Consider the following 21,853-nt stretch of genomic DNA (forward strand, 5'->3'; position numbering starts at 1 on the left):
CAATTAAGTTGATCTTGGTCATTAAATTATTTATTTCGAGAGCGGAATTAAAAAATAGTTGAATAAGAAAATTAATGAACAGGTGACGCAAACGAGTGCTCACGTTATTTTTAACTTGATTCAGTTAATTAAAGCGACTCGAACAAATGCAGGTGATCCGCTTGAAAAACAACCACCCTTCCCTTTCGTCTGCTTATCATTACCGATAACTTTTTGCTCGATTTCTCAATTGCTCAGTGTTTGCATCAAAAAGCTCACTGAAGTTGAGAATAGTGATCTGATCTTATTTTGATTGCCTTCGAGCACAACTCTACGAATAGATGCACTGTAACGACGCTTAGATAGCCTTCACTCTTTGTTTCAGCATCTTGTAGCACGTTCTTTTGGTATAGGCTTACAGCTAAGTTTTGGCACTAACATTCGTTCTAGGCGCGATGCTTAGTTTCATGGACGAAGCATAGTTACAGGAACGAAGCTTGATTAAAGTAAGTTAGCTACGAATATCGAGCCAACCAAAGCTTAAGTTCAAATAGCAGGCACAAAAAAGCCGAGCATTACGCTCGGCTTTTAAATTCAGTGTCTAGACCTAAAGCGTCTAAGCGACAGGTTGATTAACCTTCGTTGCGCTCTGGACGACGACCACGGTTACCACCGCCATTGCCGTTACCATGGCCACGTTCGCCACGGAAGTTACCACGGTGATCGCCACCACGGTTACGGTCGAAACGACGTTCGCCATCACGTCCGCCAGCAGAGTTACCATCGCGAGCACCATCACGGTTGCCACGGTATCCACCACGACCGCCTTCACGGTTACCACCTTCGCGGTTGCCGCCTTCACGGTTACCACGGTAGCCGCCACCATCACGACCGCCACGGTTGCCACCACGGTTGCCATCACGACCGCCGCCGCCACGACGAGGCTCACGGAAGTCATTGAAATCAACAACTACAGCGCCAGCTTCTTTTTGACGAATGCGAAGTTTGCTTAGCTTTCCAGCAGTTTCAGAGTTCATTGCTTTTGGCAGTTGAACGTAAGTAGAACCTTGGTCTAGCTTGATAGCACCGATAGAACCTTTAGTTAGGCCAAGTTCGTTTGCTAGTGCGCCAACGATGTCTTTAACCTGAACGCCTTGCTCACGGCCAACTTGTAGTTGGTAAGTATCCCAATCTTGAGTATTGAAGTTGCGACCACCACCGTCACGGCCGTTGTCACGATCTTCACGACGCTCTTTGCGACGGTTCTTATCACGCTCAATAGCAGCGATCATTGGGTCTTCGCCAACGTAGAATAGTGGGCTCTTACCTTGCTGACGCTTAAGAAGCATTGCAGCTAGAGTAGCAGCATCAACTTCTAGAGACTCTTGAAGAGTAGAGATAAGACCTGCAAAGTTTTCTAGTGCTTTGCTTTCTTTCTCAGTTTCAAGTTCAGCGCCAAGCTTAGCAACACGTGCAGCAGCAACTTGGTCACGTAGAGGAAGTTGGATTTCTTCCATTTGAGACTTAGTTACACGCTCGATTGTGCGAAGCATGCGAATTTGGTTAGTGCGAACTAGTAGGATCGCTTTACCTTTACGTCCAGCACGGCCAGTACGACCAATACGGTGGATGTAAGATTCAACATCGAATGGGATGTCGTAGTTGAATACGTGAGTGATACGTGGAACATCAAGACCACGAGCTACAACGTCAGTTGCAACTAGGATGTCGATAACACCTTGTTTGATGTGATCAACAGTACGCTCACGTAGAGACTGAGGAATATCACCGTGCAGTGCAGCAGCTTTGAAGCCACGTGCAGATAGCCAATCAGCTAGACGCTCAGTGTCTTGACGAGTACGTACGAATACGATTGACGCGTCAGTTTCTTCGGTTTCTAGAAGACGAGACATTGCTTCGTCTTTTTCTACGCCTTTAACAACCCAGAAGTTCTGCGCTACTTTATCAACTGTGTGGTTAGTACCAGCAACGTCAACTTTAGCCGGGTTACGTAGGTAACGGTCAACAATAGTCTTAACCATTGGAGGCATAGTTGCAGAGAAAAGTACACGTTGTGCAGATTCTGGAGCTTGCTCTAGGATCCAAGTAACGTCATCTACGAAGCCCATTTTCAGCATTTCATCTGCTTCATCAAGAACAAATGTGTGTGCTTCATCTAGGTGTAGACGGTCACGAGTTAGTAAGTCTTTAACACGACCTGGAGTACCAACAACAATGTGAGCACCGCGGCTTAGAGCACGCATTTGGTCAACAATTGAAGCACCACCGTAGATTTCAATAACTTTAAGACCTTTGATATCACGGCCAAGGTTTTTGATTTCCGCAGCAACTTGAATCGCTAGCTCACGAGTAGGAGCCATGATGATTGCTTGTGGTTTGTGTTGGTTCAGGTTGATTTTGTTAAGTAAAGGCAGAGAGAATGCTGCTGTTTTACCAGTACCAGTCTGTGCTTTACCTAGTGCGTCACGGCCTTCAAGAAGAAGAGGAATAGCTGCTGCTTGGATTGGAGTCGGAGAAACGAAACCCATGCTATCAAGAGCTGAAAGAATGTTATCGTTTAGGGCTAATTCATTAAATTGAATTACAGATTCGGACATTGGGATCCCACTATATATAAGTAAACAAAAGGTCCCGGGAGCTCTATCAATTCCAATACTGATCCAATCAGATACTGATTCCATTCAGAGTTACGAAGCAGTAATAAAACACTTCAAGCCATTAGGGACGTCTAAGGGAGGCGGATTATTCCCTAAATGCATAAAAAAATCCAGAAAAAATTGAAATACATCACATATTTTTCGCTTTTACATCAATACTGGTTATCATATCGTCAAAACTTGATGAATATCTCGTCACAGCACCCATCTCCTAGCAAATTGACCTAGTTAAATAAGAGGGCAATTAATTAACGCTCACTTCGCCTTTAAGTAGTAATCAAGCCTCGCAATGATTATAGTGTGCTCAATTGTCCTCGATAGATAAAAGTCAAAATGTTTCAAGATAATCCTCTACTCGCTCAGCTCAAGCAGCAAATCCAAGAAACCCTCCCTAAAAAGGAAGGTACCATCAAAGCCACTGAAAAAGGTTTTGGTTTTCTCGAAGTTGATAGCAAAACAAGCTTCTTTATCCCGCCTCCGTACATGAAGAAATGTGTGCACGGTGACAAGGTGATTGCCATCATTCGCACAGAGAAAGAGCGCGAAGTAGCAGAGCCTGAGGAATTGGTTGAACAAGGTCTTACTCGCTTTATTGCACGAGTTAAGCTTTTCAAAGGCCGATTGAACGTTGTTCCTGATCACCCGCAGCTCAAAAAACTGCAACTTAAAGCGAAAGCAATGAAGGGTCTAAACCCTGAAACGCTTAAAGAAGGTGACTGGGTTGTTGCTCATATCGTTCAACACCCATTAAAAGGTGACAATGGTTTCTTGGCTCAGATCTCTGAGAAAATCACAGACGCTGACGACAAGATTGCACCTTGGTGGGTAACGCTGGCACAAAACGATCTACCAAACAGCGAGCCTGAAGGCATCGACAACTGGCTAATCAACGATGACGCCGATCTTGAACGTGTAGACATGACGCACGTCCCTTTTGTGACTATCGATGGCGAAAGCACAAAAGATATGGATGACGCGCTTTACGCGAAGAAGAAAGAGAACGGTGATTTTGAACTGACTATCGCAATTGCTGATCCAACGGCTTACATCTCTCCAGATGATGCGATGGATAAAGTGGCACGCGAGCGCGGTTTCACTATCTACCTTCCTGGTCGCAACATCCCAATGTTGCCTCGTGATCTTGCTGACAACCTATGTTCACTGATCGAGAACGAAGTTCGTCCTGCACTTTGCTGCACAGTAACGGTATCTAAAGATGGCGTTATCGGTGATGACATTAACTTCTTCGCTGCAAACATCAAATCTCATGCTCGTCTTGCTTACGACAACGTATCAGACTGGCTAGAAACAGGTGCATCAGAGAAATGGCAACCATCAGAAGAGATTGCTGCAATTGTTTCTGATCTTCACCAATTTGCTCAAGCACGTTCAGCATGGCGCTCAGCAAACGCTGTTGTGTTCCCAGATCGCCCTGACTACCGCTTTGAACTGAGCGAAGATAACGATGTTGTCGCTATACACGCTGACATGCGTCGTAGCGCAAACAAGCTGGTTGAAGAATCAATGATCAGCGCGAACATCTGTGCGGGCCGAGTACTAAAAGAGAGCTTCAACCAAGGTGTGTTTAACTGCCATTCTGGTTTCAAGGCTGAGAAAATCTCCGACGTTCTTGAACTGGTAAACCCGCAAGCGGAAACGCCGTTCACTGAAGAGCAAATCATTTCTCTAGAAGGTTTTGCTACTCTACGTCGTTGGTTAGGTTCTTTAGATAACAGCTACTACGACAACCGTATTCGTAAATTCCAAGCGTATAGCGAGATCAGCAATGAGCCTGCACCGCACTACGCGATGGGATTAGATATTTACGCAACTTGGACTTCTCCAATTCGTAAATATGGCGACATGATTAACCACCGTATGCTTAAAGCACACATCTTAGGTAAAGCGCCAATTCAAACACCAGATGAAACTATCGGTGATGAACTTGCCCTGCACCGCCGTCACCACGGCATGGCTGAGCGTAATGTTGGCGATTGGTTGTATGCTCGCACTCTAGCCAATGCTCCAGCAGAAGAAACTCGTTTCCAAGCTGAGATTTTCGATATTAACCGTGCAGGTATGCGTGTACGTTTACTTGAAAATGGTGCTGCTGCATTTATCCCTGGATCTCTCATTCTTAATAATAAAGAAAGAATAGAGTGCAACGGTGATATGGGTACTGTATCTATCGATAAAGAAATGGTATACAAACTGGGAGACGTTTTAGAAGTAGTTCTCTCTGAAGTTAATCAGGAAAACCGTAACTTAGTAGCAAAACCTACTCAAGTATTTGCGGACTTGCCTAGCGAGCCTGAAACGACAAACGAAACCGAAGCTTAAAGGCTTTAACAGCTACAGCTTTCAAGGTTACGGCTTTCAAGGTCAAAGCTATCAAGGTCAAAAGCTTCAAAGGTTCACTTCTAAAGGCGCTAATTATTAGCGCCTTTTTTGTAAATGTCTCATGCTTAAACAATACTTAAAAAAAACAATCAATAAGCAATCAATTTACAACGTCAAAGAAGCTCACTATGTCATCAATCACAGTTACTCAGTTCAGAAACTTCATTCCCAGGAGACGAGAACGTTATCCTGCCTCTAAAAACGGTATCTTTATAGTGTCGAAAGGCAGCATTTCTTTTGTGTTGCCCAATGGTACTCAAGCCTCGTTGCAAGCGGGAGATTTCACCCTTTACAATTCTGGTCAGATTAAAGACATCACGGTTAACACTGAAAATGGCGAATTCAGCGCAACCTGCTTAGATTTTGATTTGGCTATCTTTCAAAAGTTCATTAATCAGTTCAGCGATTTAGAGTCCACTCGAATCCCAGACAAGTACATTAAGTTCAATCAAACGGATACTGAGCTCTGTCAGTTGAAAGATCTCATCATGTCACTGGCCAACTCTTCTTCTCAGAATGACTACGCACTCACTCAATTAGGCTTAAGTTTGCTGTCTTTGATGGTGGAACAGTACCCAGCTCTATTGGCTATTATTGCTCGAGCTTCAAGGTTAACCGTGACCCAAAGAGTCATTCATTACATCGAGCAAAACATTGAAAACAATATCTCTTTGGATACGCTCGCCAGTTACATGGGAATGTCACCGGCTACGCTTAAACGTCGCTTATCGGCTGAAGATCTGTCGTTCTCAAACTTATTAAAGATAAAACGTATTGCTCATGCAGCCACTCAGCTAAGAACATCGGATAAGTCGATCACTCAAATCGCGTATGAGTCAGGCTTTAAAAGTGCCGCTCACTTCAGCACGGCCTTTAAAACGTATCACGGAAAAACACCAAAAGACTTCCGATCGCTAGTGGCACAAGCACAACTGCAGAGCGTAAAGCCGCAAGTTTAAAGAAACAAAGCGATAGATTGATGTGGACGTCTTAGTTGGGAACTGGTGTAAACCAAGTGGCTTCAATATTAAGCCACTTGGGTGTGGGATGAGATGATTTGGCTTTGGGATTCAGTGGTTGAGTTTTGATACTCATTGATTCAGCTTTGCGAGCAGGCCACCAGCAAACGTGAAAACAGAGTGACTATGACCAGAAGTACGATTTAGGGTCTTTTTCTATTTCCGCCAAAATAGCATCAAGATCCTTCGATTTAGGAAGGTACGGATACGGCCCCCAATTCACAGAGTCGGTTTCGACATCCCCTTCAAGCGGCACCATCACTAACCAACAAGACAGCGACTCATCAAAAGTCACGCAGACGATCTCGTTTGTATAATCACTGTGAGATGAGTCGAGTAGATAATGCGCCTGAGAAAACAGCACACCACCCTCACACTCTTCATATAGGGATTTGCCTAGCTCGACAGGTAAACTTCGATTTCGAGATGTACAGAGCCTCTCGGCCCCAATTAAAAGACGATTCAGCTCGATATGAATGACGGACATAACACCCCTTGTAACTTCATAGAAACTTCTAAGTAGTGAATTCCTCTACTTAGCTTAGGACTCAACAAACATTTTAGCGAACAAGCGTAATCAAAATACCTGCCCTGCTCCCAGAAACGAATCTTGCTTTCGGAAACCCAGAAAGCTACGACTCATCAAGCGAACAGCTATACATCGAGAGTATGGAATTTCACAAAAGTGTCATATAACCGACCTATCATATGCGACAAATGTTATTAACTAGGAGTTGTTTATGTTACGAGTCGCGCTTGCCTCTCTTTTATCCTTAGCCCTGTCTTCTCATGCTGCTTTAGCACAAGAAACCACTATTTCGGGCTCCACTTCAGTATCACGAGTGATGGATGTATTAGCTGAGGAGTACAACAAGACTCACCCTGATAACTATATTGCGGTTCAGGGCATTGGTTCTACAGCAGGTATTACCATGGTTAATAAAGGTGTCTCTGACATCGGTATGAGCTCGCGTTATTTAACCGACCGCGAACAAGACGAGAAGTTGAAGGTATTTCCAATTGCCTTTGACGGCCTAGCTGTAGTAACTAACCGCTCAAACGCTGTAAGCAACGTTACACGTGAGCAGCTGTTCGATATCTACAAAGGCAAAATCACGAACTGGAAAGCTGTGGGTGGCGCAGATCAGCCTATCGCAGTTGTCACTCGCGAAGCGTCTTCTGGCTCACGCTATAGCTTCGAAAGCTTGCTTGGTTTAACGAAGATCATTAATGACCGTCTAGTGTCTGACATCAACCCAAATAACTTGGTTGTAAACAGCAACAGCATGGTTAAAACGATTGTTAACCATAACCCACACGCGATTGGTTTTATCTCTGTTGGTTCAATCGACCGTTCGATTAAAGCAATTACATTTGAAGGCGTAGAGCCAACATCTAAGAACATTGCTAACCACAGCTATGAATTGGCTCGCCCATTCTTGTTGCTGCACAAGACAGACTCAGTTTCTGACGAGAGCAAAGACTTCATCAAGTTCGTGAAGTCAAAGCAAGGGCAAGAACTTATCGAAGAGTACGGCTACACTCGCATTAAATAAGTGGGATAGTTTTATCTAATGTAAACAAAAAGAGAGAGCACTATGCTCTCTCTTTTTTTGAATCTTTATAAATCGCTTCTTTACAAACCACTTAGAAGTGAAGTTGAATCACTGAAACGATCACAGCGCCAGGACGACGAATACCTTCGATTTCGACGCGAATTTCGCGTTCAATCTCTAGGCCTTTCTTAATTGGCGTTACTTTTGTTAGCGTACTTTTAGCACGAACATTACTGCCCGATTTAACAGGGTATGGGAAACGTACTTGGTTAAGACCAATGTTTACGACCATCTTCGCTGTTGGGAATTGAGACTTGTCAGGGTCAACACTGTCAGTCAATCGAGGAAGCAGAGATAAAGTTAAAAAACCATGTGCGATGGTTGTTTTGAACGGAGAGTCTGTTTCCGCTTTTTCAGGCTCAGTGTGAATCCACTGCATATCTTCAGTAACAAGGCCGAACTGGTTAATACGGTCTTGACTTACATTGATCCAGTCGCCAGTATGGATGACTTCACCGATCTGTTGATTAAGCTCATCAAACACAAGTTGTGCTTCTGGCTTAAGTACGATCGGCTGTTCCACCGGCATCTCTGGTGCATCTTCATTGACAGCAGGTTTGTGGTGATCACGAACCCACGCAAAGAAATGGCTATTTTGCGTACGATTAAGAAAGTCGCCCCAGTAATCTCTAAGAGCTGGAGACATCCATTGCATAAACTCTGAGTGTTGCGAAGACATGCTATCGCCTCGGTGTTTAAATAAATCAATGACTTTCATAAGAACCTCAATGCACAAAAAATTTCAATATAACTTCGTAATTTTGAAACACTTCACACTATTGTGCAAATGTTTTCGAGCATACAACCGTTAGCTGAACCTTTTTAAAATCATATTAAACATATACTTACCAATAAAACATCATTTTATTACAAAACCCAAATTAGAGTGTTAGCTCTATCACATGACAAACATTTGTTTATATAAAAGGCGTTTTTATTCATAAGTGGAATAAAAAAAGGCTTAGCGCAATGCTAAACCTTAGTTTTTACAAGGAATTAGTTTTCCGAGGGTTGGTCTTGTAAGAGACGAATCTTACAAGACACTCAATCCTCTATTCGTCATCAAGCGGAACCAGCTTGGTATTACCACCGTGTGCTTTCTCACGCTTACGTTGCACGAATGCGTAGAAGCCAGGGATTAGGAACGTACCCGCCAGTAACACACATAACAGGCCGCCGATCAGTGAAATACCCAAAGAGTTCTGACTCACGTGACCTGCGCCCGCAGCAAAGATAAGCGGGAAGATACCTAAGATGAACGACCAAGACGTCATGTTCACAGCACGGAAACGTAAAGTACCGCCCTTCACCGCCGCATCTTCAATCGGTGCGTCTTTCTCTTCACGCTCTACCTTTGCGAATTCCACAATCAAGATTGCGTTCTTCGCGGCCAAGGCTATCAAGAGAACCAAACCTATTTGTGCATAAAGGTTCAGCGGAGTGCCCGTTAGATTCAATGCCAAGAAGGAGCCTAAGGTTGCGACAGGTACCACGAGGATAATCGCAATCGGAATTGTCCAACTCTCGTATTGAGCCACCATAAACAGGTAGATGAAGATCAGAGCCAGTGCGAAAGCAAAGATCGCTTGGTTACCTGCTAGTACTTCTTGGTAAGCCATGCCTGTCCATTCGTACTGATACCCCTGAGGCAATACTTCTGCAGCTACGCGTTCCATTGCCGCAATCGCATCACCACTTGAGTAACCTTCTGCAGGTTGACCTTGAATCACGGCACTGCGGTACATGTTGTAACGCCATGCTACATCTGGTTCGAAGATCTGGTCGTAAGTCACCAATGTGCTTAACGGGATCATCTCGCCATTAGACGAACGAACGTGGAATCGTTGTAGGTCATCCATGCTGCTACGGTGTTCACTGTCAGCTTGCATGGTTACGCGGAAGTTTTTACCAAACATGGTGAAATCATTCACGTACAGAGAACCTAAGTTACCTTGTAGTGTTTGGAAGATTTCCGACAACGGAATACCAAGTTGCTGCGCTTTCTCACGGTCAATGTCGACATAGTAGTGCGGTACATTGGCACGGAAGGTACTGAATGTATGTGAAATCTCGGGCTGTTTAGCGGCCTCTGCAATCACGTCATTCATAACCATCGCTAGATCAGTTCGGCTACGACCTAATGTATCTTCAAGAACGAATTCAAAACCAGACGCTGCACCCATACCCGGTACTGCTGGAGGCCCCATCGCAAACACGACAGCTTGAGGAAGTTCAGTCGCAGCACGACCATTAATACGCTGTGAGATAGCCTGAGCAGAGTGTTGACCATCCAGTGCATTACGCATGTCCCAATCGTGAAGCTTGATGAACATTGACGCACCATTCGACGCAGAAGCGCCCGTCATAAATGCGTAGCCGTTAACCAGTGTTACGCCATCAACACCCGGCTCTTGTTCAACCATTTCAAGCAGCTGCTTAGTCACTTCTTCGGTTCGAGACAAGGATGCCGCGTCAGGAAGCTGAACGTTAACCAGCAAAATGCCTTTATCTTCTTGAGGTACAAACGCCGTAGACGTTGTCTTCGCAAAATAAGTCACAGCCGCCAAAGCCACAAAGAAGAAAGTGAACAGCAGAACGCCTTTCTTAACTAAGAAGCCAGCCACTTGACCGTATTTGTTAGTAACAGACTCTAGACCACGGTTAAATGCTTGGTACCAACGCGCCGTGTTACCACCACCCTGCTTAAGAACCAGTGAACACAATGCAGGTGATAGCGTTAATGCGTTAATTGAAGAGATAACAACCGCGATACAGATAGTCAGAGCGAACTGACGGTACATGATGCCAGTAATACCAGGAAGCATTGCAACAGGGATGAATACCGCAAGTAGAACCAAGGTCGACGTAATGATCGGCCCCGTTACTTCTTTCATCGCAATAAGCGTGGCTTTACGCGGTGAAATGGTTGGGTCTTTAGCCATTGTGGTATCAACGTTCTCGATAACCAAGATCGCATCATCTACTACGATACCAATCGCTAGTATCAAACCAAACAGGGTTACCGTGTTGATAGTGAAACCCGTCATCTGCATGATGGCAAACGTACCAATCAAAGATACCGGAATCGCAACTACAGGAATCAAGGTTGCACGCGCACTACCCAAGAACAGGTACGTTACCGCAATAACCAGCAAGATGGCTTCGATTAAGGTCTTTACTACCCCTTTGATCGACTCAGCAACAAACAGTGTAGTGTCGTAACTTGCTTCATACGCCACGCCTTCTGGGAAGTTCTTGCTTAAGTTTTCCAGCATCGCCATCACAGCTTTGCCACTTTCCAGCGCGTTAGCGTCTGATTGAAGTGACAGCGTTACGATCGACGCATCTTGACCACGGTATTTACCATTACCGTCGTAGAACTTTTTACCAAGCTCAACACGTGCAATGTCTTTTAAGTAAACCGTTGAACCGTCTTGAGTTGCACGAAGAACAACATTTTCAAACTCATCAGCTGTTTCTAATCGGCCTTTTGTTACCAAGTTGAACTGCACTTCTTGTGCGTTGTTATAAGGTGCAGCACCAATACGGCCTGCAGCAACTTGAACGTTCTGCTCTGCCAACGCGCGATTCACGTCTGAAGTGGTGATATTGAGGTTAGCCATTTTCTCAGGATCTAACCAAACACGCATCGCGTATTCACCACCACCCAACACGTTAACTTCACTGATGCCCTTCACACGAGCCAGTTGGTCTTTAATGTTTAGGTTAACGTAGTTGATCAAGAATTGATCGTCGTACTCACCGTTTGGCGAATAGAAGTTCAATACCATCAAAAGGTCTGGTGAACGCTTTTTAACGGTGACACCCACCATTCGAACTTCTTGCGGAAGCTTCGATTCGATTTGAGCAACTCGGTTCTGAACGTTGACCTGAGCCATATCTGGGTCAGTACCAACATCAAAGGTCACATTAAGGTTGTATGAACCATCGTTAGCGCTTTTAGAAGACATGTAGATCATATCTTCAACGCCGTTAACCGACGTTTCTATGGGGTCGGCTATCGCCTGTTCTACTACTTCAGCACTTGCACCTGTGTAGAATGCGGTAACACTTACAGAAGGCGGGCTGATTTTTGGATATTCCGCCACTGGCAAGATAGCGAGAGAAATCGCACCCGCCAGCGTTAAGATTATGGATATGACAAGGGCAAACTTGGGCCTTTGAATAAAGAAACGACTCAACATAAATAAGCCCCTTACTCAGCTTTTTCAGCAGCAGGTTGAATGCGAACGGACATACCATTACGCACACGCTGTAAGCCTTGAGTGATCACTGTGTCATTCTTCTCCAGACCGGAATGAACAATCACACCACCTTCAACCTGACGACCCATCTCGATGTTTCTGCGCTCAGCAACGGGTTCGGCTTCTCCTTCAACTAATACCATCACGAAGTCGCCTTCGAGGTCGGTTTGCACTGCACGACGAGGAATAGTCACAACATCAATAGGTTGTTTTTCACGTAGATCAACGCGAACGTGTTGGCCTGGAAGTAGTTGCTGATTCGGGTTATCAGCAATCGCACGCATCGCGATCGTACCAGTATTAAGGTTGATACGGTTGCCCAAGAAGTCAAGCTGACCTAGATGTTCGAACGCTTCACCGTTCTCAAGCATGATCTGAACTTCAACACCTGCAGAGTCGCTGCTGCCATCGCCTTCGATGCGATCCATACCCAGCTCAATACGCTCTCGCTCACTGATGCTGAACGATGCGTGGATTGGGTCTAGGCTAACCAAAGTCGTCAGTACACCTGAAGACGGCGAAACCAGATCACCCGTGCTCACTTTGGTATCGCTAATACGGCCAGAGAAAGGCGCGATGATTTTGGTATGAGAAAGCTGAACATTCGCAGCATTAAGCTGTGCTTGGCTTGCTTCAAGCTGTGCTTGAGAACCTAACAAGTTTGCGGTTAATGCATCGAATTCAGATTGAGAGATACTGCCTTTCGGAAGTAGGTTTTTACCACGATTAAAATCAAGCTCAGCTTTTTTAAGGTTCGCGTTCGCTTGAGCAACAGACGCTTTTGCGCTTGCTACTTCGGCTTCAAACGAAGAAGGTTCAATCGAATAAAGCAATTGCCCCTTCTCGACCATTTGGCCTTCTTTGAAATGGCGGCTTTGCAGGTAGCCAGAAACTTGTGCAGTAATTGCCGTGTCTTCAACGGCTTCAATACGACCGATGTACGACTTACTTTGTTGGTGAGAAACGACGCTAACATCCTGTACAGCTACGAGAGGTAAAGGCGCTTGCTTGGCATTCTGAGCATCTTGCCCACATCCAGCAAGAATAAGAGAGCTTGCAAGAGCAGTAAGGATCAACTTTTTACGCATGGTTATACCGTCACTTATTAGTATTTGAACAGCATAAAATTTACGTAACACCTCTGTTACCATTGTCCGAGGAATATCAATTATAACTGGCCAAAGTGTATCAATATGTTAATTGAAACCAAGTGCTTATAAAGTGATTACAAACACGCTACAATTCCTAAGTAAATCAATCTCTCAGCTTTTGTTCTCTATGGATATTGTCTAACATAATGTATTGTCAGACAGATAAGCATTCACATTTAATTGTTAAGGAATTCTCATGATTTCAAAATGGGCTAAACGTTTCTATCAAATGGCGGAATTGGTCGGTTCTTGGAGTAAAGATCCTTCAACTCAAGTCGGCGCCGTAATCACTAAGCACAACCGCATTGTTTCTGTTGGTTTTAATGGCTACCCACATGGCGTGTCTGATAGTGCGGATACTGATGACAGAGAGATGAAGTACCTCAAGACACTTCACGCTGAAGAAAATGCGATCTTATTCGCCAAGCGTGATTTGGACAGCTGTGAAATCTGGGTGACTCATTTCCCTTGTCCAAACTGTGCAGCAAAAATCATCCAAACAGGTATTTCAGCAGTACATTGCCCAGAGCAAAGTGAGGATTTCCTTTCTCGCTGGGGCGACAAGATTAAAGTTAGCCAAGATATGTTTGAGCAAGCTGGTGTACAAGTGGATTGGTTACCACTCGCTGACCTAGATTAAGCTAACAAATAGCAAGAACAAAAAAGCCGAGAGTCGATAGTATCGCTCTCGGCTTTCTTATGTTTGGACTTATAGTTTGGACGCTATAGTTTAGAGACTATAGCTTGGTCACTGTAAACTGATGAGCAAACTAAGCGCTCGTTGGGAATGCTTCCGCGTACGCTTCCATAAAGTCTTTACGAATCTCTTGCTCTAGATGAACCGCCTTCTCGGTTGGACAGAAAATCATAAAATGGACTTCTTGCTCACCTGTCGAACTGCTTGTGATATGGATGTGAGGCTCAGAACCCGGAAGGTCAACACCAGCGTGCTTTTCGATCACACCGTTGTAACGGCGAGCAACATCGATAAACTCTTCGCAATGCTCTTCAATTTTCACAATAAGACCCGGCACCATAGGGTATAGGTTTACAAAGTCTTTCACCGTCACAAAAAAGTTATGATAAACATAGCGCTTCATAAAGTTGAGGTTCTTTACCGGATAGGTGAAGAACATACTATTAGGCAGCGTGGCTGTCTTACCAGTGAAGTGATATTGCCCATGATACAAATCGATTTCTTGAATCACAGTCGCCATCAAATTGTGCTCAATCACCTCACCGCTTATTTTACCCACTTCGATCCAGTCGCCGATTCTAAATGAGCGAGAACTCGCACGCTGAATAGAACCGGTGAAACACAAAATGATCTCTTTTGAAGCCACTACTATCGCAACAGCAATGGCCGTGACAGATAGCGCAAACTCGCTGATTTCGGATTTCCACAACACAAATAACGTTACAACAATAATCGCGAATGTGCCGTTTTTGGTTCGTGACATCCAGTTACGTTGGTCTTCACTAAGCAAAGCAACATCACCTCTTATTTGAGATAAGGTGATTCGGCGAATGATTAAAATAATAGTGATAATCAACGCACTAAAAATAAACTTATGAGCGAGTAGAAAATCAATTACTTGCCACACTTTTTCCATTACTTATTCCTTAGCATTACAACGACGAGCTTTACAACGATTAGCGGAGACTTCGCTATGAAAAAGCGCTCAACTCCTGAGCGCTCGTTTACAATCTGGTATTAGCCTAGCTAAGGCTATCATTTTATCTTGGCAGAAGTAATAAATTGACCAAAAGTTTCACACCAAATCACAACCGTATTAAATCGATTAAGATCAGTACCTTCGGGAAGCTCAACCATAAAACGGTCGAATGTTTTCACATCTCCGACTCTCAGTAACTCGCTCTTGCTGTCATTGAAAGCTTGCTCGGTTTCAATGAACTTAGGTGAGAGGTAGACCTTGTAATCAGGCCCCGGCGCCAATTCACCTTCAAAAGCGATCGCACTTTCAGACACAGAAACGATACCTTCTCCCCAGTGCAAGAAGTCACTGTCTTGTCGATCTTTAGTGAACTCACCCGTGTAGATAGCCTGCTCACTGATCGCTTCAACAGAACTTGAGGAAGGAGAATCAGGCTCAATCAAGATAGGTAATGCGTAAACACCCAGCCCAAAACCAAAAGCACCCACGGCTAAGTGGGTGCAAAGTAAAACTAACTTTTTCATTGCGTACTCCCTTATGCTTAAAGAGAGTATTATTGAATACTCTCAAAAAAACAAAGAGATATCGTGCTAAAGGCCGCTATTTTTGGTAGTGAACGGCTGTGCGTTGTGACAGTTCAACAATCACTTTAACCGCCTGTTCCATGCCTTGAATGGTAATGAACTCATGAATACCGTGGAAGTTGTAGCCACCAGTAAAGATATTCGGACATGGTAGCCCCATGAAAGATAAACGAGCACCGTCTGTACCACCTCGGATTGGTTTAACCATTGGCTCGACATTGCACTCAATCATCGCCTGCTTGGCCAATTCAATAATATGTTGATGCGGTTCAACCATCTCTTTCATGTTGAAGTAGCTATCGGTTAGCACCAGCTCAACACGGCCTTTCTCAAGGCGCTCATTCAGCTCATCGACTTTCTGCTGCATGAATGCTTTACGCGCTTCTACACCCTCACGTTCAAAATCACGGATGATGTATCCCAGTTCAGAGCGAGCCACACCCATTTCCGCCGATTTCAGGTGGTAGAAGCCTTCATAACCTTCTGTGCACTCTGGTGTTTCTTGCGCAGGCATCATCAATTGGAATTGCGCTGCAATGTTCATCGAGTTCACCATTTTATCTTTTGCGGTGCCCGGGTGAACGTTCACGCCATGACAGATAACATCGGCGCTCGTGGCATTGAAGTTCTCAAATTCCAACTCCCCTACTGGGCCACCATCGATGGTGTACGCCCACTCGGCGCCAAATTTTTCAACGTCAAACAGGTTCGCACCGCGACCAATCTCTTCATCTGGCGTGAAACCAATGCAGATGTCGCCGTGTTTGATGTCTGGATTCGCTTTCAGGTAAGCAATTGCACTGATGATTTCAGCGATGCCCGCTTTGTTGTCGGCACCAAGCAGAGTTGTGCCGTCAGTCGTAATCAGGTCGTGACCATGTAAAGAATCAAGATCTGGATACTGGCTTGGGTTCAAACTCTCGCCACTTTCCCCTAATTCAATCGTTCCACCTCGGTAATCTTTAATCACTTGTGGTTTCACGTTGGCGCCTGATGCGTCAGGAGCGGTATCCATGTGCGCCACAAAGCCAATCGCAGGCACATCGTAATCGACATTCGACGGCAGTTTCGCCATCAAGTATCCATTGTCATCTAAAGACACATCAACTAAGTCTAATGCCACCAATTCTAACTTTAAGGCTTCAGCAAAGGTAATTTGACCCGGTGAACTTGGGCATTGCTGATTAGAAGGATCGGATTTGGTATCAAAAGTAACGTAATTCAGAAAACGTTCTACAAGCTTTTCCATAATTCATCTCACCATGGATTAAGTAATTGATTTACTGACTTAATTATTATGTCGATAAGTGATACATCGTTAAATAAATACGAGCACAGAGTCAGTAGCGAGGGTTTTCATCTTACGCCCCTGACCATGTATGTAATTGCTCTAAATCATTATTGTGCGAAATTAGATGCGCTTCCTATACTTGAAAACAGAGGGTTTCGTCAGTTCAACATTGCATACGGATGATAAGAGATCGCTTTGTACGCATTCTACGCCCTCCGCTCTCAGCCTAACAAAAGTACAAAGTGGATGATGATCACAATTTATCCTTGATGCAGAATCTGTCATACGTTACACGGAGACACAGTTATGACGATTAATAAATATTTCATTTTCTCTCCTCAAGCCTCTGAGGAAACGCTTCGACCAGTATTAACTGAGAAAGAAGTTCAAAGGCAGGAAGCTCTAAGACAGGCGCAGATCCAGGGTGGATTAGACACAAACGCGACCTCGTAACTCAATGAATACCTAGCACTATTAAGACCCCTATAAAAAAGCTCTACGCTCTATCCGGTAGAGCTTTTTTTTATTTTTGATCTGTTCTCCTCTCCCCCACTCCCAAACAAGCTGAACATTAAACCTTCGCTCATTGCTTGTTGTTCTTCACTTCTCGATCACCAATTGGCTCATAGTTTCTCGCGAATGTATTTTCACGCATTGCACACACTAGCTTGCAGCGCTGAGAAATGACTCACTAAACTCCCCGATGCCATACCTTGTCGTGTCATTTTGTGCTAATAATTCATATTCGTTTTCATTCCTCACTCGCCCTCTTTTCAAAACTATAATGCGAGTACCAGAGAACCTAACCACAGGAACCCCGAATTCAATGGAATATTCAAAGCTAGGAAGTAGTCAAATTCCCGTTTCCCGTATCTGTCTTGGCAGCATGACTTGGGGGCTACAAAATACGCAGCAGCAAGCCGACCAACAGATCGAATACGCATTAAGCCAAGGTATTAACTTTATCGATACTGCAGAGATGTACGCGGTTCCACCTTCTCCAGATACCTACGGAAAAACAGAAGCGATCATTGGTAACTGGTTATCGCGTAACCCACAGCGTCGACAAGAGTTGATCATTGCGAGCAAAATTGCCGGGCCAGGGCTTCCTTGGGTTCGAGATGGCGGCCCGATAACGGGTGAAGCGGTGATCGCAGCCGTTGACGCATCATTAAAACGCCTACAAACAGACTATATCGACCTTTACCAACTTCATTGGCCAAATCGTACAACGCCTCACTTTGGTAAGCATTTCCCGAATCACATTCGATTCAGTGATATTGACCGAAAGCAGCATGAAGCTGAGATGTTGGAAATCCTACAAGCACTGGCAAGCTGCATTAAGGCGGGGAAAATTCGCCATGTCGGGCTTTCAGATGATTCTACTTGGGGCATTAACACATACCTCAAGCTGAGCGAGAAACACGATTTGCCACGTATGGTTTCGATTCAGAATGAATTTAGCTTGCTGCACGCAAAAGACTGGCCATATCTGATTGAGAACTGTGTGCATGAAGATGTAGCTTACCTGCCATGGTCACCTTTAGCTGCAGGCATGTTGAGTGGAAAGTACATTGATGGCGCAAGACCGGAAGGCAGCCGTTGGACTTACATGCAACGTAAAGGCATTTTCCGTGACACTGAATCTGCCAACGAAGCGGTTAAAGGCTATGTTGAAGTAGCAAACGCTCATGGATTTACTCCGAGCCAACTGGCATTGGCATGGTGTAATCAAGTTGATGGGGTGACGTCCACCATCATCGGTGCAACGACCATGGAGCAATTAAAAGAGAACGTAGCCGCTTTTAGTAAACCGCTATCAGAAGAGATCCTGACTGATATCAACACAGTATTTAAACGCTATCCTGCTCCGTATTAGGCTGTCAGTTCAGCTTAACTTAGGTGAGTAAATCCCATAAGAGCGCGCTATTTAGTGCGCTTTTCTTTTTTAAGTGAGTTGCTTTTGCTTTTTATGTAGATCGCATTGAGTCATCACGCTTTTGGTTCGCTAACCTTTGCTCTATAATGCGCGGGCTTATATCTAGGATAAAAACATGATTTCAAAAAACCAATTAAAACTCCTTCGTGCTTTGGGCCAAAAGAAACAACGTAAAGCCCACGGCCTGTTTCTAGTTCAAGGTGAAAAGAACGTTCTTGAGCTGTTCAATAGTGACTTAGTCGTGAAGAACGTCTTTGCTACCGCTGATTTCTTATCTGAAAATCACGCATCACTGATTGAGTTTGATTGTGTTGAAGCCTCACTGGATGACCTAACCAAAGCGAGCACTTTGGTAAGTAACAATGCAGCGATTGCGGTTGTTGAGATCCCAACGTTTGAACTACCAGAAGCGACAGGACTGATGATTGCACTTGATGGCGTTTCAGACCCTGGCAACCTAGGTACGATTATTCGCGTAGCAGACTGGTATGGCATCAAGCATATCGTTGCGAGCAGTGATTGCGCAGACCCATACAACCCTAAAACTATCAGCGCGACTATGGGCAGCTTTGGCCGAGTACACGTAAGTCAAACTGACTTACCAGCTTACTTAGAGCAAGCGAATCTACCGGTTTACGGTGCATTTTTGGAAGGCGAAAGTGTTCATAAGACTGACTTCACTGCAAATGGCATTTTGCTGATGGGCAGCGAGTCTCACGGTATTCGTGAACACGCCGCTAAATACGTGACAGATAAGATTACGATTCCAGCATTCGGTGGCGCAGAGTCTTTGAACGTTGCAATGGCGACTGGCATCATTCTCGACAACATGCGTCGTCAGCACAGCTAGGTCTCATAAGCTAACGATCCAGTCGACAATGTTCAAATATTAAAAAAGGCGTATTGATTAAATCAGTACGCCTTTTTATTTGAGTTCTTTTCAACAATTACTTTTCTAGCATTGCCAACTTATCAGGCACACCATTCCACTTTTCCGCATCATCCATCGCTGGTTTTACTTCTGTTTGCACAGGCCAAATCTCAGCAAGTTCTGCGTTCACTTCAATGAAAATCTTTTGATCTTCAGGCAGTTCATCTTCTTGGAAGATCGCTTGAGCATCACATTCAGGTACACATAAACCACAATCGATACATTCGATCGGGTTAATTACCATGAAGTTTGGGCCTTCATGGAACGCATCTGCGGGACACACTGCCACACAGTCTGTGTATTTACATTGAATACAATTATCGCCTACGACAAATGCCATGATGCTCTGCTCTATAAGTTAGTCAAAATTGAAGAATGGGGATAATACTCATCCCAAAGCAAAATTCAACATCATACGGCTCTAATATCGTGTCTATTTGCTCCATGTTTCCAAATTAGTATGACAGATAAATCAATTTCTCGTAAAATGCGCGCCATTGTGAGCTTATCGCTTCTTTGAACATCAGCGTTTCCATCAAACTCTGTATTAAGAAACGATCTAGCTAAGACACCTATAAAAACGAGACATCGAAATGATACGTTTAACCGAAATTAAACTCCCACTAGACCATGAAGAGTCTGCTATTCAAGACGCTATTGAAGCGAAACTTGGTATTAACTCTGATCAGGTACTCTCTTTTAATATCTTTAAACGTGGCTACGATGCTCGTAAGAAATCAAAGATCTTACTTATCTACACGCTTGACGTTCTCGTTGAAAACGAAGTTGAGTTGTTGGAACAATTCATTAGCGACCCGCACGTAAAAGTAACTCCTGATATGGAGTACAAGTTTGTTGCTAAAGCCGTTGAAAACCAAACTGAACGCCCTGTGGTTATCGGCTTTGGCCCTTGTGGTTTGTTCGCTGGCCTAGTGCTTGCTCAAATGGGTTTCAACCCAATCATCGTTGAGCGTGGTAAAGAAGTTCGTGAGCGTACGAAAGATACCTTTGGTTTCTGGCGTAAGCGTACGCTGAACACAGAATCAAACGTACAGTTTGGTGAAGGCGGCGCAGGTACTTTCTCTGACGGTAAGCTGTACAGCCAAGTTAAAGATCCAAAGCACTACGGCCGTAAAGTAATTGAAGAGTTCGTTGCTGCGGGTGCACCAGAAGAAATTCTATACGTAAGTAAGCCGCACATCGGTACCTTTAAACTGGTTACCATGATCGAGAAAATGCGTGCTTCTATCATTGAACTCGGTGGCGAAATCCGTTTCAGCACTCGCGTAGACGACGTTCACATGGAAGATGGCCAAATCACTGGTCTAACACTTTCTAACGGCGAAGAGATCAAATCTCGCCACGTAGTACTGGCTGTTGGTCACAGTGCTCGTGACACATTCGAAATGCTACACGACCGTGGCGTTTACATGGAAGCGAAGCCTTTCTCTGTTGGTTTCCGTATCGAACACAAGCAATCAATGATTGATGAAGCTCGCTTCGGTAAAAACGCAGGCAACCCAATTCTAGGTGCGGCGGACTACAAGCTGGTTCACCACTGTAAGAATGGCCGCACTGTATACAGCTTCTGTATGTGCCCAGGTGGTACTGTGGTTGCTGCAACGTCTGAAGAAGGCCGCGTAGTAACAAACGGCATGAGCCAATACTCTCGTGCAGAGCGTAACGCAAACAGCGCGATCGTAGTTGGTATCGACCCAGAACGCGATTACCCAGGTGACGCACTGGCTGGTATCCGTTTACAACGTGAACTAGAAAGCGGTGCTTATGTTCTTGGCGGCGAAAACTACGATGCACCTGCACAGAAAATCGGTGACTTCCTGAAAGGTCGCGATCCAAGTGCAATCGGTGAAGTACAACCGTCTTTCACACCGGGTATCCATCTAACAGACATTTCAAAAGCGCTGCCTGATTTTGCTATCGAAGCGATTCGTGAAGCAATCCCAGCGTTCGAGAAGAAAATCAAAGGTTTCTCTACACCAGACGGCCTACTAACAGGTGTTGAGACTCGTACGTCTTCTCCTGTATGTATCAAGCGTGGTAAAGACTACCAAAGCATCAACCTTAAGGGCTTCTTCCCTGCAGGTGAAGGCGCAGGCTACGCAGGCGGCATCCTGTCTGCTGGTATCGATGGTATTAAGGTTGCGGAAGCACTTGCACTGTCAATGGTAGAACAGAACCAAGCAGAGAAGATTGAGATCGCTTAAACGCTTTCGATAAACCCAAGCTAAATAGCGAACACCCAAAACTGAAAATCCAGTGTCTTGTCGACACTGGATTTTTTTATGTGCATGTGACTAGCGGTG

Annotated in this window: 17 protein-coding genes; 8 read left to right on the top strand and 9 right to left on the bottom strand. The window is 44.6% G+C overall.

Annotated features, from left to right (window positions below):
• Positions 1-611: 611 nt before the first annotated feature.
• Positions 612-2,681, bottom strand: a complete 2,070-nt coding sequence (locus tag AB4623_RS11765; protein ID WP_080582207.1) for a DEAD/DEAH box helicase — start codon at positions 2,679-2,681, stop codon at positions 612-614.
• Positions 2,682-2,990: 309 nt separating this feature from the next.
• Between AB4623_RS11765 and rnb the strand changes: the two genes are divergently transcribed.
• Positions 2,991-4,997, top strand: a complete 2,007-nt coding sequence (rnb, locus tag AB4623_RS11770) for an exoribonuclease II (RefSeq protein WP_017059497.1) — start codon at positions 2,991-2,993, stop codon at positions 4,995-4,997.
• Positions 4,998-5,185: 188 nt separating this feature from the next.
• Positions 5,186-6,016 (top strand): helix-turn-helix domain-containing protein, encoded by an 831-nt coding sequence (locus tag AB4623_RS11775; RefSeq protein ID WP_372146439.1) that lies wholly within the window; start codon positions 5,186-5,188, stop codon positions 6,014-6,016.
• A 184-nt stretch (positions 6,017-6,200) separates the two neighbouring features.
• Here AB4623_RS11775 and AB4623_RS11780 read toward each other — a convergent pair whose 3' ends face one another.
• Positions 6,201-6,563, bottom strand: coding sequence for a DUF3024 domain-containing protein (locus AB4623_RS11780; protein WP_017059495.1), 363 nt, complete (start codon positions 6,561-6,563; stop codon positions 6,201-6,203).
• A gap of 253 nt (positions 6,564-6,816) precedes the next feature.
• On the opposite strand from AB4623_RS11780, the gene AB4623_RS11785 reads away from it, so the two are divergent.
• Positions 6,817-7,632 (top strand): phosphate ABC transporter substrate-binding protein, encoded by an 816-nt coding sequence (locus AB4623_RS11785; RefSeq protein WP_017068410.1) that lies wholly within the window; start codon positions 6,817-6,819, stop codon positions 7,630-7,632.
• 91 nt (positions 7,633-7,723) lie between these two features.
• On the opposite strand, the gene AB4623_RS11790 is transcribed toward AB4623_RS11785, so the two are convergent.
• From AB4623_RS11790 to AB4623_RS11800, 3 genes are all read right to left on the bottom strand, one after another.
• A complete protein-coding gene (locus tag AB4623_RS11790) occupies positions 7,724-8,410 on the bottom strand; it encodes a MaoC family dehydratase (RefSeq protein WP_017059493.1) in 687 nt (228 codons plus the stop codon).
• A 334-nt stretch (positions 8,411-8,744) separates the two neighbouring features.
• Positions 8,745-11,897, bottom strand: a complete 3,153-nt coding sequence (locus AB4623_RS11795; protein ID WP_372146441.1) for an efflux RND transporter permease subunit — start codon at positions 11,895-11,897, stop codon at positions 8,745-8,747.
• An 11-nt stretch (positions 11,898-11,908) separates the two neighbouring features.
• Positions 11,909-13,045 (bottom strand): efflux RND transporter periplasmic adaptor subunit, encoded by a 1,137-nt coding sequence (locus AB4623_RS11800; protein ID WP_372146443.1) that lies wholly within the window; start codon positions 13,043-13,045, stop codon positions 11,909-11,911.
• A 259-nt stretch (positions 13,046-13,304) separates the two neighbouring features.
• Here AB4623_RS11800 and AB4623_RS11805 point away from each other — a divergent pair, with 259 nt between their 5' ends.
• Positions 13,305-13,748, top strand: coding sequence for a dCMP deaminase family protein (locus AB4623_RS11805; protein WP_004737813.1), 444 nt, complete (start codon positions 13,305-13,307; stop codon positions 13,746-13,748).
• 130 nt (positions 13,749-13,878) lie between these two features.
• On the opposite strand, the gene AB4623_RS11810 is transcribed toward AB4623_RS11805, so the two are convergent.
• The 3 genes from AB4623_RS11810 to pepT all read right to left on the bottom strand — a co-directional run bounded on the left by AB4623_RS11810 (position 13,879) and on the right by pepT (position 16,617).
• Positions 13,879-14,721 carry a mechanosensitive ion channel family protein gene (locus tag AB4623_RS11810; protein WP_372111480.1) on the bottom strand — a complete coding sequence of 281 codons (843 nt, stop codon included), beginning with the start codon at positions 14,719-14,721 and terminating at the stop codon, positions 13,879-13,881.
• A 119-nt stretch (positions 14,722-14,840) separates the two neighbouring features.
• Positions 14,841-15,308 (bottom strand): DM13 domain-containing protein, encoded by a 468-nt coding sequence (locus AB4623_RS11815; protein WP_372052339.1) that lies wholly within the window; start codon positions 15,306-15,308, stop codon positions 14,841-14,843.
• A gap of 76 nt (positions 15,309-15,384) precedes the next feature.
• Positions 15,385-16,617 carry a peptidase T gene (gene pepT / locus AB4623_RS11820; RefSeq protein WP_372058160.1) on the bottom strand — a complete coding sequence of 411 codons (1,233 nt, stop codon included), beginning with the start codon at positions 16,615-16,617 and terminating at the stop codon, positions 15,385-15,387.
• Between the two features lie 348 nt (positions 16,618-16,965).
• Here pepT and AB4623_RS11825 point away from each other — a divergent pair, with 348 nt between their 5' ends.
• The 3 genes from AB4623_RS11825 (at position 16,966) to AB4623_RS11835 (ending at position 19,448) form a co-directional block, all read left to right on the top strand.
• Positions 16,966-17,112 (top strand): hypothetical protein, encoded by a 147-nt coding sequence (locus AB4623_RS11825; protein WP_017059486.1) that lies wholly within the window; start codon positions 16,966-16,968, stop codon positions 17,110-17,112.
• Positions 17,113-17,485: 373 nt separating this feature from the next.
• Positions 17,486-18,538 carry an aldo/keto reductase gene (locus AB4623_RS11830; RefSeq protein ID WP_032545660.1) on the top strand — a complete coding sequence of 351 codons (1,053 nt, stop codon included), beginning with the start codon at positions 17,486-17,488 and terminating at the stop codon, positions 18,536-18,538.
• A gap of 175 nt (positions 18,539-18,713) precedes the next feature.
• Complete coding sequence (locus tag AB4623_RS11835; RefSeq protein ID WP_065584752.1) at positions 18,714-19,448, top strand: RNA methyltransferase; 735 nt, start codon at positions 18,714-18,716, stop codon at positions 19,446-19,448.
• 97 nt (positions 19,449-19,545) lie between these two features.
• On the opposite strand, the gene fdxA is transcribed toward AB4623_RS11835, so the two are convergent.
• Positions 19,546-19,869: a ferredoxin FdxA gene (fdxA, locus tag AB4623_RS11840; RefSeq protein WP_004737806.1), complete on the bottom strand. Its 324-nt coding sequence runs from the start codon at positions 19,867-19,869 to the stop codon at positions 19,546-19,548.
• 253 nt (positions 19,870-20,122) lie between these two features.
• Between fdxA and AB4623_RS11845 the strand changes: the two genes are divergently transcribed.
• Positions 20,123-21,754, top strand: coding sequence for an NAD(P)/FAD-dependent oxidoreductase (locus AB4623_RS11845; RefSeq protein WP_372146445.1), 1,632 nt, complete (start codon positions 20,123-20,125; stop codon positions 21,752-21,754).
• Positions 21,755-21,853 lie beyond the last annotated feature (99 nt).

The organism is Vibrio sp. 10N.222.52.C12 (assembly GCF_041474215.1).
Taxonomy (GTDB): domain Bacteria; phylum Pseudomonadota; class Gammaproteobacteria; order Enterobacterales; family Vibrionaceae; genus Vibrio; species Vibrio crassostreae_C.

Bases quoted from the DNA above. Each gene is read 5' to 3' on its own strand.
- AB4623_RS11765 (WP_080582207.1), bottom strand. From the start codon at position 2,681: ATGGAATCAGTATCTGATTGGATCAGTATTGGAATTGATAGAGCTCCC.
- rnb (WP_017059497.1), top strand. From the start codon at position 2,991: ATGTTTCAAGATAATCCTCTACTCGCTCAGCTCAAGCAGCAAATCCAA.
- AB4623_RS11775 (WP_372146439.1), top strand. From the start codon at position 5,186: ATGTCATCAATCACAGTTACTCAGTTCAGAAACTTCATTCCCAGGAGA.
- AB4623_RS11780 (WP_017059495.1), bottom strand. From the start codon at position 6,563: ATGTCCGTCATTCATATCGAGCTGAATCGTCTTTTAATTGGGGCCGAG.
- AB4623_RS11785 (WP_017068410.1), top strand. From the start codon at position 6,817: ATGTTACGAGTCGCGCTTGCCTCTCTTTTATCCTTAGCCCTGTCTTCT.
- AB4623_RS11790 (WP_017059493.1), bottom strand. From the start codon at position 8,410: ATGAAAGTCATTGATTTATTTAAACACCGAGGCGATAGCATGTCTTCG.
- AB4623_RS11795 (WP_372146441.1), bottom strand. From the start codon at position 11,897: ATGTTGAGTCGTTTCTTTATTCAAAGGCCCAAGTTTGCCCTTGTCATA.
- AB4623_RS11800 (WP_372146443.1), bottom strand. From the start codon at position 13,045: ATGCGTAAAAAGTTGATCCTTACTGCTCTTGCAAGCTCTCTTATTCTT.
- AB4623_RS11805 (WP_004737813.1), top strand. From the start codon at position 13,305: ATGATTTCAAAATGGGCTAAACGTTTCTATCAAATGGCGGAATTGGTC.
- AB4623_RS11810 (WP_372111480.1), bottom strand. From the start codon at position 14,721: ATGGAAAAAGTGTGGCAAGTAATTGATTTTCTACTCGCTCATAAGTTT.
- AB4623_RS11815 (WP_372052339.1), bottom strand. From the start codon at position 15,308: ATGAAAAAGTTAGTTTTACTTTGCACCCACTTAGCCGTGGGTGCTTTT.
- pepT (WP_372058160.1), bottom strand. From the start codon at position 16,617: ATGGAAAAGCTTGTAGAACGTTTTCTGAATTACGTTACTTTTGATACC.
- AB4623_RS11825 (WP_017059486.1), top strand. From the start codon at position 16,966: ATGACGATTAATAAATATTTCATTTTCTCTCCTCAAGCCTCTGAGGAA.
- AB4623_RS11830 (WP_032545660.1), top strand. From the start codon at position 17,486: ATGGAATATTCAAAGCTAGGAAGTAGTCAAATTCCCGTTTCCCGTATC.
- AB4623_RS11835 (WP_065584752.1), top strand. From the start codon at position 18,714: ATGATTTCAAAAAACCAATTAAAACTCCTTCGTGCTTTGGGCCAAAAG.
- fdxA (WP_004737806.1), bottom strand. From the start codon at position 19,869: ATGGCATTTGTCGTAGGCGATAATTGTATTCAATGTAAATACACAGAC.
- AB4623_RS11845 (WP_372146445.1), top strand. From the start codon at position 20,123: ATGATACGTTTAACCGAAATTAAACTCCCACTAGACCATGAAGAGTCT.